Consider the following 13,701-nt stretch of genomic DNA (forward strand, 5'->3'; position numbering starts at 1 on the left):
CTTAATTATATTCCCTCATCCATACCCGATTTATTTTCGCGAATTAATGTCAATTTCCTTATGTAAATTCAAGGTAATGACGTAGTCAGCCATACCAACAAATAATCCATTTTCGACAACACCAGGAATGAGATTCAGATCTATTTCTAAATCTCGCGGATGGGTAATCGTTTTGAAGCTGCAGTCAAAAATATAATGACCATTATCTGTTTGATAAGCTGATCCATTTTTTTGCCGTAGTTTAGGTGATCCGCCAAGCTCTTCTAAATATTTTCGTGTCATTTCCATCCCAAATGGAATCACCTCTACTGGAAGTGGAAAGGATCCTAATGTATCGACCATTTTGTGCGAATCGGCGACGACAATAAACGTATCAGCCGCTTTTGCAATGATTTTTTCTCTTAATAGGGCACCCCCGCCTCCTTTAATGAGGTTTAAATCTGGGTTAACTTCATCAGCACCATCAATGGCCAGATCAATTTGGTCTATTTCATTAAAAGTTACCAAAGGTATTCCTAACTCCTTTGCCAATTTTTCGGTTTGTAAAGAAGTAGGGATTCCTTTTATTGAAAGTCCTTGTTGTACTAATTGACCCAGTTTTGCGAGAGTATAAAATACCGTAGAACCTGTCCCTAGCCCAATAACCATTCCATCTCTAACGTACTCGGCAGCTTTTTCTCCGACTTTTTGTTTCTCATTCAAACAAGTTTTTGCTCCTTTCGGAAAGGATTTGGGATACCATATACCTTTTTACTTTACCCATTGTTTCTTAATTTGTTTCCTAGCAATCTGCAGTATTTGTTTTTCTGGTGTGCCCTTCTCCACCATTACATTCGTTAAATAATTTTTACCTCTGTAATGGATCATCAAAGTAACTTCCACCATCTCGATCACTCCTTTAACGTTCAGTATTATTCTATACTTGGTAACAATTAGTAACCTATACTAATTAACGTAACCATCATACTCCCAGACATTTTTGAGGTCAAGAAATATAGCTCGAATCAAAGATATTCGATAATAAAAATAAATCAAATTTTTTACTTACCTTTGATCGTAAAAAAAGGCACTATCCTTCTACTTTGGATAGCGCCTTTTCCCACTCGGTTCCAATTGTTATTTCCTGCAAAAAATAGTTTGTCGTCCAACGTGTTCGTTTTCTTCATAATAAAGGATCTGCCAATCAGCAAACTCTTTTAACAACTCTTTAGGCTTCAGTTTATAATGAGTAGAGATATCCTTGATACCTGCTTTTGGTGACTGATAATAAGTATCCATGAAAAGATAACCATTCTCTTTAAGGATTCTTTTTATAGTAGGAAAAAGCATCCGATCTAAATAATTGGTGATAACAATCACATCAAAGCTATCGTTTTCCCAACTGAAATGGTCCAGCGCCGTGAGATCGGCCAACTTGGCGTCAATTGAGAGGTTCTTTTTTGCTGCTAATTCCTGTATATAAGTGATAGCAACATCCGAAATATCGATGGCCTGTACTTGATAGCCCCTTTGGGCAAAAAACAAACTATTTCCCCCAAGCCCGCAGGCAAGATCCAGCGCGTTTCCCCCTCTAAAATAATCTCCTAGCGTTATTAATCTTGAATTGGGTGCAGGTTCCTCGAATTGCTCGATCCGTTCCTTATATTTGGTATTCCATTTTAATTTACTGTTCATTGCTTACACCTTTATTATTCTTATAATGATCATAGTCTGTTTTGACATAATGAAAAACTACTGCATTTCCCCCATGATCCGGGTGGGTCATTTTTAATAACTTTTTATATCTTGTTAATATTTCCTTTTCACTTGCCGTTTTTGATAACCCTAACTTTTGGCGATAATCTAGTGTTTGATCGGTTGTGAACACCTGGGCCCTTTCAGGAACTCTTTTTCCTTGTTTAGAAAGTTTATCTTTTACATATAACAATTCACTACGTAATTCAATATTTTCTTTTAGTACTTTTCTAGTTTCCTTTTGTAATTCATTTTTTTCAAGCTCTAAGTTGAGGATCTCTTTTTGTAATTTGTTTCTTTGCTGGATGAAAGTCTTGACAGACGTTTTATGGAGTTCCTCTAACTCTTTTATATGGTCATCCTGTACTTTCACTTTGGCCTTTAATTCCCTGATTAATTTATCCTGGTCTGTAGGAGAGGTTAGTAAAGCCTTAGGATTTTTTACGCTTGCTATGTATTCAGTCAGTTGATTCCCGTTTCCTACTTTTTGAATCTTCCCCTCATACAGCCAGCGTTGAACGACTTGAATTCCCATGCTAGCCGCTACACCCGCATCATTTAGCAGGTTAATAGCCTGATTGGTATCATCAAGTATATAGTCCGTTTGATGAAAAGCACCCTTTGCCTGGTAATCAATTTTCCGCTCTCGCAGCCAACGTCTTACCGTGTCGACACACTCTTCATCTGAAACTCCGGCGGCTTTTAAAAAGTCAAAAGCTTGGTCTGTGTTCACAATGCTCTCCTTTCTCTCACGAGTTAAAAAATTGACTCAATCGGGTTTAAATTTTTAGTTGATTCTAATCGTTTTCATACTATTTATCTTATCGGAGTTAGTGATTAAAGTGAATGGCTCAAATAGACTAAGAGTAGAGACCCATGACCTGTAAAGTAATTCGAGGTTGAACAGGGAATCAGTTCACATAATTAAATTATGGTAACTAACGATGAGTTAATAAGATGGTTTACATACCAATAAAAGGAATTAATTTTTTCCAAAAAAATAGCTTGCACTTTAACATGCAAGCCATCAATTTTCATTAAATTTAAATCAAAGTTGCTATTTAGCGTTTGCATCAGGCTGATGAATTCCGAATATATTTCCTTCTGGATCAATATAATAGCCTTGCCATGCCATACCAGGAAGGGCGTACTTCGCCATTGCAACCTTCCCTCCATTGTTTAAAATTTTCGTTTCCGTAGAATCGTAATCTTCTACACCCATTGTACATGCAAATGCATTTAACCCCTGATTTGTTTCTGGAGGAGCACTTTGGCGCTGCATTAAAGCACCATTAATTCCAGGCTCATCTTCATTTCCCGTTACTGCTCCAAAATAAGGCATCCCTGCATATTCACTCCAATCTTGAAATGACCATCCGAATACCTCTCCATAAAACTTCTTAGCACGATCCATATCACTTACATGAATTTCAAAATGAACTAATCTTCCCATTATTTCCTCCTAAAATAACTTTACTTTAGTCAAGCGTTTGATTTTTGCCAAGCTAAACTATTGTCTATATCTTCGCTATTATACAACAAATTATGGCGATTCTTCCAATTATTACAAAAAATAAAGTTTTATCTCTTTTCCTACCCAATCAATCCTATAAATTTATATCCTTTTTGGATACGAACAGTCCGTCATTCCATTATTATCCTAATTTAATATACCAATCTCTTCTTAAGTTAAAATCTCCCTTTTCTTATTTCCGTTCTATTTTATACTCATCAAGGATCTTCATTACACTATCTATACGCAATCAGTATTACCGGATAATAAATTAGCTATAGATGGTTATAAAATTAATTTAGTTAGGAATCTTGAATAATTAAACAACGAAAGTAAATAACCTGAGTCTCTACCTCTACAGGTCCTCAGGTTATCAGTCTATTTAAAATCGATTAAGCTATTTAAATAATGTATTATTTTTTACCACCTTGAGACCATTTCACCACTGGAATGAGTAATAAGGACAAAATCCCTCCAACAAGTGATAATGTAGAATAACTAGAACCTGCCACAATCAATCCAGACAAGGCTCCACCAGCAGCTCCTGACAACGCAATCAATACATCCACTGTACCTTGTGTTTTAGCCCGTGTGGAGGTTTTAGTTGAATCAACAATAAGTGCTGTCCCACTTATCAAACCAAAATTCCAACCTAATCCGAGTAAAGAAAGAGCAATTATCATAAGGACCATCGAATCTCCTGGTGCAAATGCAGCGATTAAACCTGCCAGAAGCAACGTAGTTCCAGAAACAATAGCCATCACAGTACGCCCCAACTTATCAACAAGAACACCTGTAACAAGTGAAGGGAGATACATGGCACCTATATGAAATCCAATCACTAGACCAACTGCACCCAACCCATGTCCATGATGCATCATATGAACTGGCGTCATCGTCATTATAGCTACCATGACAATTTGAGTAAGAACCATAATCGCTGCACCCACGATTATGCCTCTTTTGTTTTCTGTATGTTCAGTTGTGGACAATAGTCCTTTTTCACTTCGTTCTTGATTGGTCGCTTCTATCGTTCTAGCGATAACTAACGGATCTGGACGAAGCATGATGAAAAGGACAACACCTGCTAAGATATAGGCTGCCGCTCCTAGTATGAAAGGACCAGCAAGTGATGGAACACCAATCGAAAGAGCGAAATTCCCCATCACATTCACTAAATTTGGACCGGCAACTGCACCAAAGGTTGTAAATACCATTGTCATACTAATCGCAGTCGCCCGCTGTTTACCATTCGCTAAGTCCGTACCTGCATACCGAGCCTGTAAATTTGTTGCAGAACCTGCACCATATACTAGCAGGGAAGAAAATAACAAGAAAACACTATTCATCATTGCTGCAAGTATGACACCGATTGCTCCAAGTCCACCGGTCATAAATCCAGCTGTCAGACCTCCACGACGTCCGTATCGTTGAGATAGTCGCCCAACAAATAAAGCTGCTCCTGCTGACCCTAAAGTAAGTAAGGCAGAAGGAAGTCCAGCATACGCATCCGTCCCAAGCATTTGCTGCGCTAAAAGTGCCCCCACCGTCACTCCTGCTGCTAACCCTGCTCCGCCAAAAATTTGTGAAATACTTACAACGACTAATGTACGCTTGTATAAGGCTTTTTGTTTTTCTGATGAGTGACTGTAGTTTTGTAACGAAGCTGATTGCACGTTTAACGTTTTTACACGATCATTTTGTACCATCTTCTAACCTACCTCTCTAGAAAACTATATCTTAACATCCTCCAACTAGATTTGAATCATCATAACATGCCTTTAAAATCCATACAATGTTATAATTGTATGGCAAACAATAATAGTTGAGATCGTTTAGCAAACGTTTAAGGATCACCAATCCCTGCTCAAGCTCTTTGAGAGTTTTTGGTGTACAGACAGAAATCCTTACAGCCCTTTCTGGACAACTATTACCAACTTTCTGGAATCAAGTAAAGACCTTTAATATTCTCATTTTTACAAGCATATTCAAAGGCCTTTGGACTCATTTCATTGTTTTCTGATTTTATTGGTACGATTTTCACACTAAGCATTGTTGCAAACGTTTTTAAACCAGGGTACGTATGGTGGTCTACACCAATGCGATCCCCAGGCTTACAAAGGCTTGCCAATGTAGGAGCAATTGCATTTTGACCCCCATTAGCTAATAAAATGTTATCAACGGTGGCTTCAAACCCTCCTCTTCGGATTAGCTTTATAGCTGCATCCTTTTGCCATAGGCTTTCGCCTGCTCGGCCATAACCAAACCATTTTTCATAATCTGTCTCTTGCAGCATACTTTTTAGTTGGAGTAGAAGTGGCTCGTAAGAAGCATTATCTGGCAGTGTCGCTCCCATTTCAATTAAGTGCTTCGGCTTTGTATCTTCAAAGGACATCCCTTCTTTCTTAGTGAGGAAATTAGATGCACGGGCACCAGTTGGTTTTGCTAACGTTCCGACTCCGGCTCAACCATTTAGTTTTAATGATGATGAGGAGTTACCATTTTAGAATCAAGCTTAATGCCTGGTCTTTTTTATCTATGAATCTACCAATTCTCGTCATATAATTAAGTTGTAATATACAAAGATATAAATAGGGGGAAAAGAAAGTGAAAAGTGTAGGAAGATTTATAAAGAAAAGATGGAAGTATATATTAACGGCAGTCATAGCTTTATGGATTGGTTCAGCTGGTGGTCCTTCGCAGAGTGATTTAGACCAAGTTAATGCGAAAGTGAAGTCTTTACAAAAGCAAGTAACTACTAAAACAGAAACCGTAGCCAGTTTGAAATCAGATGTTAGTGATCTGGAATCAGATAAGAAAGGCCTGCAAGCAAAAGTGGATGAAGCGACTCCATGGTTTCAGATGAAAGAAGAAGACCGGAAGAAAGTTGAAGCTGAAGCAAAAGCGGCTGAAGAAAAACGTGTTGCTGATGAAAAAGCAGCTAGAGCTAAAGCCGAAGCAGAAGCTAAAGCTAAGGCAGATGCCGAAGCAAAGAAGAAAGCTCAAGAAGAAGCGGCAGCTAAAGCAGCGGCAGATGCCGAAGCAAAGAAAGCGGAAGCCCTTGAACAAGCATCTGCTTCACAAAATAATGCAATCCGCGCAGCTCAAGACTATCTTGATTATACAGCTTTCTCAAAAACTGGATTGATTAAGCAACTAGAATATGAAGGATATTCTGCCGCAGATGCTAAATTCGCTGTTGAAAACATTGAAGTTGATTGGAGAGAGCAGGCTGTCAAAGCAGCTAAGGATTATCTTGACTATACCTCATTTTCAAGAAGTGGTTTGATCCAACAATTAACTTTTGAAGGTCACAGTCAAGCGGATGCAGAGTATGCTGCTACGCAAGCGGGACTATAAATAATGCAAAAGATTATATTGCCTATGTAACGCGCCACAAGACGAGGCGGCAGTGTCAAAATAACAGCATCTGCAGGAATTTTTTTCTCCTTCCATCAGAAAGCTTTGTTTCCACAGTGATATCACCTGTTTCATCCAGCTGAATTTTCTTAACTCGCGTTTCTAGTTCAATGATGTCTTGCAAAATCGTTTCTGCTAGAGCATCAATAAGTGACTGCACACCGCCAGACAATCGAATCCATTGCTCATCAGAATTTTCTTGCAGCACACAGCGCTCTGGCGGCTTGATTTGGAATCGTTCTAAAAGGATTTCACCTTCATTATATTGAACGATCTATTTTTATAATGCCTCTTCAAGTTTGAATGATCATAACATGCGCAAAAAACCATGCAATATTAAAATTGTATGGCGAACAATATCATTGCTTTTTATAATACTGTACCTTTTCAAATCACACTATTATAATACAATTTATATTCCATATTGATTAAAGAGATTAGTAGAAATGAGGTAAATTCTAATTGAATCGGAAAATTATTAATTTAGCTGTCGGAAAACCGAAGGAATTTAATTGGAACAATAAAAAAGAGCTTTCCTCAATAGGAAAATCATGTGTACAAGCGGTTGAGTTGAAAAAATCTGGCTTTGTCGGTGATGATGTCGCAAACCACAAGTTCCACGGAGGACCCGACCGCGCAGTATGTTTGTATCCATTTGAGCATTACTCTTATTGGGAAGAGATATTTCAAAAAAAGCTTATTCTACCAGCTTTTGGAGAAAATATTACTGCATCTGGAATGGTGGAAGAACAGGTTTGTATTGGTGATATATATAAAATAGGTGATACAATTGTTCAAGTAGCACAAGGAAGGGTACCTTGTGCTACTATCTCCAATTATAATCAGGAAAATCAATTCTTAAAGAAAGTGGTTGAAACGACTTTAACTGGTTACTTTTTTCGGGTATTGGAAGAAGGGACTATTATGTTCGATTCGGAAATAACTCTTGTTGAAAAACACGCAAAAGAAATATCCGTCTCATTCGCTACACAAATTCTTTTTCATCAACAACAAGATAAAACATCAATTGAAAAAATATTGACAGTTGATGCCCTTGCGGAGGACTGGAAGAACCGATTTTTGAAATTGCTATGATTCCTTTTGTTAAACTTTGACTATTGCTAATCCTCAGCTTTAAGGTTCATAAAATATGAATTTTAAGTCATCCTAATGACATAAGGAGGCGATATTATGGAACAACGTCGAGAATCAGTCATTGCCGTCCGTAAGAACGGAGATGACGATATTATGGAACTAAAGTTGTCCAACGGTCAAGTTGTTGATTACAAAGAAGCACAACAAATGGCAAAAAGCGGGATGATTGTAAACGTCAATGTATTCAAAGGTCCCGACGGCGAGGAACATCTTCGGAGCAATCCAGACGGTGATCCAACCAACAACCTTGATAATCTTCCTCAATTTTAATCGGAATATAAAATATGAGAACCTCTTTATCTATGGTCTTTTGATGGAATGGTTTGTTAACCAACAAAAAAGGCAGAATGCTCCTGCCTTTTGTTATCTTCCTCTATTTTAACTGAAATGACTTTTAACTTGCTCGTGTATCCGGTGAAAGACTGCGAATTTTCCCAGGATTTCTTTTATCCTTCGCTTTAGGTGTCCCATTGCCCGGCGCCTTGATCAACATGGCGATGATAACAGAAACAATGCTTAAAACAGCAATCAACTTAAAGGTAGGGATAAATCCGCCTAAAGAGGAAGCAATAAAGGATCCTGAAATCGCACCAATACCAAAGCCTTGATAAATGATCCCGTAGTTTTTACTTTGATTTTTCAATCCAAAGAAATCAGCTACGATGGCTGGAAATACCGTAATATTCCCGCCAAAACAAAACGCAATGGCTGCGACACAAGCAAAGAACAATCCATAATTCAGGTGAACAAAACTTAATACAGTAACCGCAGATGCTGTAACAAGCAATGCACCTGAGACCACTCGTAATCGGCCTATTTTATCTGATAAGGCTCCAAGAATAATACGGCCGCTAGTATTAAAAATTGCCACTAATGCGACTGCATTACTTGCCGTAGCTATATCAAGCCCCGCCATTTTTACACCAATGTCCTTCACAATTCCGATTAAGAATAATCCGCTCATGCATGATGTAAAGAAGATGACAAATAAGAGATAAGCTTCCTTTGTTTTCAACATTTCTTTCACGGTATAATCTTTTTGAACAATGCCATTTTGAACTTTCGATTCGTTACTTATTTTGGCTTCCCGCACTAGAAATGAACCGCCGACGATCATAATCATGACAATTAATCCCCAATAAAAGAAGGCGTGGGTAACTCCTGCTGATTGAATGAATGACCCGTTAATGAACTTGAATATCAAACTACCTGTACCGTAGGCTCCAACCGAAATACCAGAAATAAGGCCTTTTCTTTCCGGAAACCATTTTATTAGATTGGATAATGATGTGATATAGGCCGTACCATCGGCTGCTCCAACAATAACACCTGCTAAAATATAAAGCATCCATAACGATGATACTTGGGAGCTAATGATCAGTCCTGCACCGAGGATCATTCCTGCACAAGCAATTAAGCGGCGAATTCCCCATTTATCTTGCAGCTTCCCGGCAAACAAAGTGGATAAGGCCAGGGCTAAGCTGGTAATTGAAAAAGTAAAAGCAACTGAATTTAGCTTCCAGCCAAAATGGTCGACCAAGGGCTGGTTGAAAAGACTCCATGTATAGATAGTTCCTAATCCCATTTGCACGATAATGGTTCCTACAACAATCAACCAACGGCGATCTGTGCTAGTTTTCATTACAATCTCCTCTTTTCTTCCTTTAAAAATAATCATGGTTATCATTCGTGTTTTTTATTTGTTATCGTTTACATGATCATAATACCACTGAAAAAAAGAGAGAAATCGTTTTCTGAATGAAATGCCTATTATCCGGAATGAATGGAGGTTATAGCTTCATAATTTGTCGAAACTCTTTCACCTTGCTTCTACTAACTGGAATTTCCATTGAAAGATCTTTTAAACGCAATTGGTAGGTTTGGTTAAACCATGGGACAATTTCACGGACTTTTGTTAAGTTAACCGTGTATGATCGGTGACAGCGAAAAAACATGTCCTCCGGCAGAAGCGCCTGAAACTCCGTTATACTCATCTGCATGGTATACTCTTCATTTTGCGTATAGACCAATGTCACCTTTTCACTTGCCTCCGCATAGTAAATGTCATTTACATCCGTCACAATAATCTTGTCGTTCTTTTTTAAATTGACTCTGTTTGAAGGTTTTGCATGGACTTCCACTTCCTGTACTTTAGCATTCGGTCGACTTTCTTTGACAATTGCTTCTGCCTGATCTCGTTTGTAAGCCGCTTCAAGCCTGCTTAACATCGTTCCCATCCGCTTTTCATCATATGGCTTGAGTACATAATCAAAGGCTTCTAGTTCAAATGCTTGTGCGGCATGTTCTTTATAGGCCGTGGTAAAAACAATATACGGTCTTTTCGTAAATTTGCTTATCGTACTAGCCAGCAGCATCCCATCAAGTGAGGGAATATTGATATCCAAAAAGATTACATCTGTTTCCTGCTCCTGCAGAAATTTTAAGACATCTAAGCCATCATCAAAAAAATCCGTAACCTGAATTTCACTATAGGCTTCAATTAAATACTCCAATTCTTCACGAGCCGGAATCTCATCTTCTACAATAATCGCTTTCATAAGGTCTCCTTTATCATATCAAAAAAAACTTCTGTTCCTGGTGACAATTGTTGAATCACCAAACCATTTCCATAGATCAGTTTGACTCGTTGATGCACGTTATACAAACCGATTTTGTTTGCTGGTACCGTATCATGCTGCAAATGGCGGATGACCTCTTCACTTATTCCCGCACCTGTGTCCTTAACGCTTACTCTTATTCTACTTCCCAAATCCTTGACTGAAATGGTCACCACCCCGGGTCCCTTTTTCTTTAAGATTCCATGGATGATAGCATTCTCCACTAAAGGCTGGATGAGAAGGCTTGGGATGTTTACATTCACTTCGTCTATATCATATTCAACCGTCAAACGGCTGCCGAAACGGGCCTTTTCAATTTCCACATAATCGTGCACTTGTTCTAGTTCTTTATGAATATCAATCAATTCATCACTTACCTCTAAATTGTAGCGCATATAGCCAGAAAGATTGATGATTAACTCACGAGCCTTGTCTGGATTCTTGCGTGTCGTGGAGGCAATGGCATTCAAGGCATTAAACAAAAAGTGCGGATTAATCTTTGTTTGAAGTGCCTTCAGCTCTGCCTTGTTGGCTGCTTCCTTCATCTGTTCAATCCGAGATACTTCCATAAGGGTAGAAATAATCTGGGATAGTCCGATCGCCATTGTCTGAAGAGAGTACGTCATCTTATAAGCTTTACGGTAGTAGATTTTTAACGTTCCCGTTACCTCTCCATGTTCCTCAAAAGGAACAATCAGCAGCGAGTGAATTTGGGGCGTATGGTGATCTGCAATATGATTCCGAATGATGAACTTGCCCGTTCGGATCGCTTCTTTCGTCAAATCACTGATAATTTCCTGACCAGTCACATATAGCTCTTCCCCAAAACCAACATAGGCCAGTACATTTTCATTATCTGTAATGGCAACCGCATCGGCCTGGATATCATTTTTGATAATACTGCAGATTTGCCTTAAGGATTCAGTATTGATGGAGCGGAAATAAGGCAAGGTTTTATTGGCAATATCTAATGCTAGCTTGGCGTGCCTAGCCGCAATTGTTTCCTTTTCACCTTCCACACTCATGACTAGTAAGACAATTAGACCAATGTTAACCTCTCCAACGATCATCGGAAAGGCAATCTTCGAAACGATATCTAAACCTAGTGAAAATGGTTCTGCCATGGCAAGGATCAACAGCATGGTCAATACTTCACAAACCATCCCAGCTGCGATTCCGTAGATCCATCGTAACGACCTCTTAACTTTACGGTTTATATACCCCGAAACAATCCCCGCCATAATACTTGTAATAAGGCATGGGACCGATGTGACGCCGCCAATATCAATCAAATATCGGTGCACACCCGAAACAACGCCAGAAATTATTCCTACCCAAGGTCCAAACAAAATACCTCCAGATACAACGGCAATGATCCTAGTATTGACCAGTGAACCTTCGACATTGATCCCTGAATAGGTCCCAAAAATAGCAAATAAGCAAAATAAGATGGTAATGACAAGCCGCTCTATTTGAGAATGCTGGTCTTTTTGCAGGGATTCCTTAAACCTTGGGATTCGAATCATAAAAAACAGACAAATCAGCAGCAAGGCTGCTCGTTCAAATAAATGGATCAGCATTTCTAATGATGAATTCATCGAAAAATCCTCTCAAGCTAAGCATTGATATGTTGGTTGATGATTGTTTTTCTGTACCACTATTTTATACATGTACGTTCAATTGTAAAAGTCTGCCCAGTCATTGCAGGCAGACTTTTACAGAGAGATTATTTCCCACAGCACTTTTTAAATTTTTTATTACTTCCGCATGGACAAGGGTCATTACGGCCAACTTTCTGTCTAGTTGTGAAATCGATAATATTCTGTTGAGGATCTGAAAATGACTGCAGTGATTTCTGCTCTTTTGTACTCGATAGCTCTCTTGGTGAATAACCTTTGAGAAACCATTGTTTCGTGTTATTCACCAGATTTACAATCTTGTCCATGCAAGCCTTCACCATTTCTATATTTTCAATTTCTATTCTGCTTTGCAAAAATTGAAAAATATGATTTAGACTTTCTCCCATATTATTCGCAAAAACGCATTCTTCTACAATTATATCTGCTTCTTGCCTGCTCATTTCATAGTTTTGGGTTAAAAAGTTTACAAACTGAAGATAGCTATCATTGCGTTCGATATACCCTGGTTCACCTGCTCTAAGTAATTGCTCTTTAGAGAATGGAAAAAATGCCAGATTTTTTCTGGTTTTGTGTTCTCCCCTCACCTTTTCTGGATCAAACACCCGAAGATTGGAAAAGCCAAACTGATCCATTCTTATTTGCTCGTAGTAGGAGATAGCATGATCAATAACAGTTAGATAATCGGAAAGTCTGATAGGTTCATTCATGAGTTTTTCTAACAAATCATGTAACTCAGTAAGGGTTAGAGTCCCATGATAGTAGAGCAATCCTTGTGTAAGCTTAATCCACTCAGTATTTCGACGGCTAATGGTAATTAACTGCTTATAGTTGTCTTGAATAAACTGATTCTTAACTATTTCTTCTGGCATCGCGAGGATCCTTTTGCCTTCAAAAGTTCCAGTAAAGATGATCCCTATGCTGCGAAAATAGTTTAGTTGATTTGCCGTTAATTTTGGTGCTTCCATATACCCACCATGGTGGATTAACTTTTTGATTAAGTTGTAACGTTCTTGGTCCAGATACATGCAAATCTGTTCAAGCGAGAAGGGTATCTTTGTAGTTAATAACTCTATTAGTTCACCTTTTTTAAGCTGACTGGCGCCTTTTATCTCTAAACGTCGTCTAATGTCACTTAAGTCGTCTTTAGAATATCCTGAAAGTGCATCGTTTAGTGTTAAAGGAACTGCAAGATTAGTCCACATTTTTAATTCCTGTTTTTGTTGGTTCTTCTGTGTCATTTCTTTTAAAGATTCTAAAGCACCTTGTAATTTTTCATAAGTTTCTTTATCCATGCTGCTTGTAGTCATGTTGTTCACCTTCTGAAAATAGTAGTTTAATGTATTATTAAAATTGCTGTATGTAAAAAATGAGCTAGCCTTTTTTAGGTTTTTATTATATCAGAAATAGGGAATCATATCGATTGTTTATATAATATTATTGCAGTCTCTTATTGTTCATCCTTTTTGTTAGTTAAAGGTTTTACCAAACGTAGAAGTCATAGATACTCAAATCCTCTTTTAAGGAAAATACCATAAGCGAAAAAAAGAGCGCAAAGTAATGACCATTTAAGGTTACTACTTTGCGCTCTTAACACTCAACTCAAGAATTCAAGGAATCCGGG

Annotated in this window: 14 protein-coding genes and 1 pseudogene; 3 read left to right on the top strand and 12 right to left on the bottom strand. The window is 38.3% G+C overall.

What is annotated here, in order from left to right:
* Positions 1-30: 30 nt before the first annotated feature.
* The 7 genes and pseudogenes from rpiA to L1999_RS16960 form a co-directional block, all read right to left on the bottom strand.
* The gene (gene rpiA, locus L1999_RS16930; RefSeq protein WP_235739620.1) at positions 31-702 is read right to left on the bottom strand and encodes a ribose-5-phosphate isomerase RpiA; all 672 of its coding nucleotides are present in this window, start codon (positions 700-702) and stop codon (positions 31-33) included.
* A 48-nt stretch (positions 703-750) separates the two neighbouring features.
* Positions 751-885, bottom strand: a complete 135-nt coding sequence (locus L1999_RS16935) for a BA3454 family stress response protein (protein WP_215042086.1) — start codon at positions 883-885, stop codon at positions 751-753.
* Between the two features lie 231 nt (positions 886-1,116).
* Positions 1,117-1,674, bottom strand: coding sequence for a class I SAM-dependent methyltransferase (locus L1999_RS16940; RefSeq protein ID WP_235739621.1), 558 nt, complete (start codon positions 1,672-1,674; stop codon positions 1,117-1,119).
* On the bottom strand, positions 1,664-2,467 hold the full coding sequence (locus L1999_RS16945; protein WP_235739622.1) for a hypothetical protein: 804 nt from the start codon (positions 2,465-2,467) through the stop codon (positions 1,664-1,666). Before L1999_RS16945 ends, L1999_RS16940 begins: the two co-directional genes overlap by 11 nt.
* 324 nt (positions 2,468-2,791) lie before the next feature.
* Entirely contained in the window at positions 2,792-3,187 is a 396-nt protein-coding gene (locus L1999_RS16950; protein ID WP_235739623.1) for a VOC family protein, read from the bottom strand.
* 473 nt (positions 3,188-3,660) lie between these two features.
* Positions 3,661-4,956, bottom strand: coding sequence for an MFS transporter (locus L1999_RS16955; RefSeq protein ID WP_235739624.1), 1,296 nt, complete (start codon positions 4,954-4,956; stop codon positions 3,661-3,663).
* A gap of 230 nt (positions 4,957-5,186) precedes the next feature.
* Positions 5,187-5,633, bottom strand: a pseudogene (locus L1999_RS16960) (aminotransferase class I/II-fold pyridoxal phosphate-dependent enzyme); the annotation flags it as partial.
* Positions 5,634-5,854: 221 nt separating this feature from the next.
* Here L1999_RS16960 and L1999_RS16965 point away from each other — a divergent pair.
* Complete coding sequence (locus L1999_RS16965; RefSeq protein WP_235739625.1) at positions 5,855-6,607, top strand: Ltp family lipoprotein; 753 nt, start codon at positions 5,855-5,857, stop codon at positions 6,605-6,607.
* Positions 6,608-6,662: 55 nt separating this feature from the next.
* Here L1999_RS16965 and L1999_RS16970 read toward each other — a convergent pair whose 3' ends face one another.
* Positions 6,663-6,875: an FAD-dependent oxidoreductase gene (locus L1999_RS16970; RefSeq protein WP_235739626.1), complete on the bottom strand. Its 213-nt coding sequence runs from the start codon at positions 6,873-6,875 to the stop codon at positions 6,663-6,665.
* Positions 6,876-7,129: 254 nt separating this feature from the next.
* On the opposite strand from L1999_RS16970, the gene L1999_RS16975 reads away from it, so the two are divergent.
* Positions 7,130-7,762, top strand: coding sequence for an MOSC domain-containing protein (locus L1999_RS16975; protein WP_235739627.1), 633 nt, complete (start codon positions 7,130-7,132; stop codon positions 7,760-7,762).
* Positions 7,763-7,858: 96 nt separating this feature from the next.
* The gene (locus L1999_RS16980; protein WP_215042078.1) at positions 7,859-8,092 is read left to right on the top strand and encodes a DUF3892 domain-containing protein; all 234 of its coding nucleotides are present in this window, start codon (positions 7,859-7,861) and stop codon (positions 8,090-8,092) included.
* A 124-nt stretch (positions 8,093-8,216) separates the two neighbouring features.
* On the opposite strand, the gene L1999_RS16985 is transcribed toward L1999_RS16980, so the two are convergent.
* The 4 genes from L1999_RS16985 to L1999_RS17000 all read right to left on the bottom strand — a co-directional run bounded on the left by L1999_RS16985 (position 8,217) and on the right by L1999_RS17000 (position 13,387).
* On the bottom strand, positions 8,217-9,464 hold the full coding sequence (locus tag L1999_RS16985) for an L-lactate MFS transporter (RefSeq protein WP_235739628.1): 1,248 nt from the start codon (positions 9,462-9,464) through the stop codon (positions 8,217-8,219).
* A gap of 148 nt (positions 9,465-9,612) precedes the next feature.
* Positions 9,613-10,380 carry a LytR/AlgR family response regulator transcription factor gene (locus tag L1999_RS16990; RefSeq protein ID WP_235739629.1) on the bottom strand — a complete coding sequence of 256 codons (768 nt, stop codon included), beginning with the start codon at positions 10,378-10,380 and terminating at the stop codon, positions 9,613-9,615.
* On the bottom strand, positions 10,377-12,038 hold the full coding sequence (locus tag L1999_RS16995) for a sensor histidine kinase (RefSeq protein ID WP_235739630.1): 1,662 nt from the start codon (positions 12,036-12,038) through the stop codon (positions 10,377-10,379). Before L1999_RS16995 ends, L1999_RS16990 begins: the two co-directional genes overlap by 4 nt.
* Before the next feature lie 128 nt (positions 12,039-12,166).
* Positions 12,167-13,387: a YecA family protein gene (locus L1999_RS17000; protein ID WP_235739631.1), complete on the bottom strand. Its 1,221-nt coding sequence runs from the start codon at positions 13,385-13,387 to the stop codon at positions 12,167-12,169.
* Positions 13,388-13,701 lie beyond the last annotated feature (314 nt).

Origin of the sequence: Neobacillus drentensis (genome assembly GCF_021560175.1) — a bacterium.
GTDB classification, from domain to species: domain Bacteria; phylum Bacillota; class Bacilli; order Bacillales; family Cytobacillaceae; genus Neobacillus; species Neobacillus drentensis_A.

What these genes read in the sequence shown, in the direction of transcription:
- L1999_RS16935 (WP_215042086.1), bottom strand. Translation starts at nt 885, where the DNA reads ATGGTGGAAGTTACTTTGATGATCCATTACAGAGGTAAAAATTATTTA.
- L1999_RS16940 (WP_235739621.1), bottom strand. Translation starts at nt 1,674, where the DNA reads ATGAACAGTAAATTAAAATGGAATACCAAATATAAGGAACGGATCGAG.
- L1999_RS16950 (WP_235739623.1), bottom strand. Translation starts at nt 3,187, where the DNA reads ATGGGAAGATTAGTTCATTTTGAAATTCATGTAAGTGATATGGATCGT.
- L1999_RS16955 (WP_235739624.1), bottom strand. Translation starts at nt 4,956, where the DNA reads ATGGTACAAAATGATCGTGTAAAAACGTTAAACGTGCAATCAGCTTCG.
- L1999_RS16980 (WP_215042078.1), top strand. Translation starts at nt 7,859, where the DNA reads ATGGAACAACGTCGAGAATCAGTCATTGCCGTCCGTAAGAACGGAGAT.
- L1999_RS16985 (WP_235739628.1), bottom strand. Translation starts at nt 9,464, where the DNA reads ATGAAAACTAGCACAGATCGCCGTTGGTTGATTGTTGTAGGAACCATT.
- L1999_RS16990 (WP_235739629.1), bottom strand. Translation starts at nt 10,380, where the DNA reads ATGAAAGCGATTATTGTAGAAGATGAGATTCCGGCTCGTGAAGAATTG.
- L1999_RS16995 (WP_235739630.1), bottom strand. Translation starts at nt 12,038, where the DNA reads ATGAATTCATCATTAGAAATGCTGATCCATTTATTTGAACGAGCAGCC.
- L1999_RS17000 (WP_235739631.1), bottom strand. Translation starts at nt 13,387, where the DNA reads ATGACTACAAGCAGCATGGATAAAGAAACTTATGAAAAATTACAAGGT.